The organism is Peribacillus sp. NPDC056705 (assembly GCF_043656335.1).
This window is the reverse complement of record NZ_JBHTYI010000150.1, coordinates 1-1,693: the sequence shown is the minus strand read 5'-3', so window position 1 is coordinate 1,693 and position 1,693 is coordinate 1. Positions and strand designations below refer to the sequence as shown.

2 protein-coding genes are annotated in these 1,693 nt (G+C 52.5%); one reads left to right on the top strand and one right to left on the bottom strand.

Going from position 1 to position 1,693, the window contains the following annotated elements; all coding sequences use genetic code 11:
• On the top strand, positions 1 to 448 hold a 448-nt coding region (locus tag ACFRAK_RS28370; RefSeq protein WP_394573096.1), incomplete at its 5' end, for a WIAG-tail domain.
• A gap of 62 nt (positions 449 to 510) precedes the next feature.
• Here ACFRAK_RS28370 and ACFRAK_RS28365 read toward each other — a convergent pair.
• The coding region (locus ACFRAK_RS28365) for an MFS transporter (RefSeq protein WP_394573095.1) at positions 511 to 1,693 on the bottom strand (1,183 nt) is incomplete at its 5' end.

Genomic DNA, 1,693 nt, shown 5'->3' with positions numbered 1-1,693 from the left:
TTGTGAGCATCTAAGCTATGCCGCCGTTACGTCAGATCATATTAGCCAAGGCGCCGTTACGGGCCAGCATCTAAGCCAAGGCGCCATTACGAGCCAGCATCTACGCGAGGGCGCCGTTACGGGCCAGCAGCTGGCAGAAGCAACCGTCACGCCACAGCATATGAGCTTTACACCAGTACGCGGTACGGCAGGTGCAACCAAATTGCAGCAATTCGGAATGGCCCCATTTGTATTCGATACGGAAGATTTGATCGAAGTTACGGTACAATTCGAGGAGTCTTTCGTCGGAATTAATTATGTCATTGTCGGAATGAGTAACAATCCTGCATTCCTGATTTCCCTGAAATCCCAGCGTGAGGATGCTGCCGTGCTCGAAGTCAGCCGCCAGCCTAACTGTGATTCAGCCTACGGCTTCCTGTCCTGGATTGCCATCGGACCTTCTGCGTAACATCAATAAAAGGCTCTCCCGCTACTATGCGTGGAGAGCCTTATCACATAAATTGGCTTTTTCTATTCTAGTCTCGCTTCCGGCAACCTTCCTCGTATCCGTACGGCGTAGCATCCGGAAATGAACAACACCGTCGCGGCGATGAAATACGTAGCTCTTACACCGAACTGATCCGTAATCCATCCGAACAACAGCGTAGATACGCCGAATACAAGCGAGATCAATGCGCTTTGAGCCGCATAAACCTTCGGCAGCAGTTGAACTGACACGCTGCGCTGTAAGGTGCTCTGTAAGGACACCGCTTTCACCTGCTCGAATATACCGAAGCCTGCCGAGAACAAAAGCGCCTGCCAAGGCACTGAAGTCATCCCGAAACCGAATGTCATGAGACTGATGCCAAAGGATGAATATATGATAAATTTAGGAACATTGCGGTCAATCTGTCCCGCGCCTCTAAACGCGAACCAGCCACCTAGCAAAAGTCCGAGGAAAAAACTGGCGTTGATGTATCCCCACCACGCCTCTTCCTTATGCAGTACTTCAGCCACGTAAACATAGATGATCGCGGCAATCCAGATAACGCCCGCTATCGTCTCCAATACATATATCACATGGATCGTTCGAAGCGACGGCTGCTTCCAAATCAGCACCCACCCCTCCTGGATCGAGCTCCAATACGATTCACCCAGCTTGGATGGGCTCCTCACCGTCTCATACTGATCCTCAATCAGCTTCATGAAAACGGCAGCTGCCGCCGCAAGAATCAGCGTTAACCAGACTACGTTACTACCGCCTAGGCTGACGACCAACAACCCCCCTACAGCCCAGCCACCCAGCTGTATCATCTGATCAACGAGCGCCACGAAGCTGTTGGCCTTCGTTAACTCGCCGGGATCGACCAGGCGTGGCAGCATCGCATGGCTAGCGGGTGCCGCCCAGCCATCGAGCAGCGAGATGAGGAATACGAATCCGAGTATGGCGTAGACCGTCACCTCCCTTTCCCCCAGCACGTGGTAACTCAGTAATAATAGAAACAACACGGCCGTTTTTCCGATCTGGGAGGACGTGAGCAGCGACTTGAGGCTGTATCGATCCATCAATACGGGCGCCAGGCTACCGCTGATAAAACGCGCCATCGTTGTTGCAAAAGGAATCATCGCCATAAACAAGGCTGACCCCGTTATCCCGTGGACAATCGCCATCAGGCCGACAATGTAGAATAAATCACCGCAATTGGCGAGACCC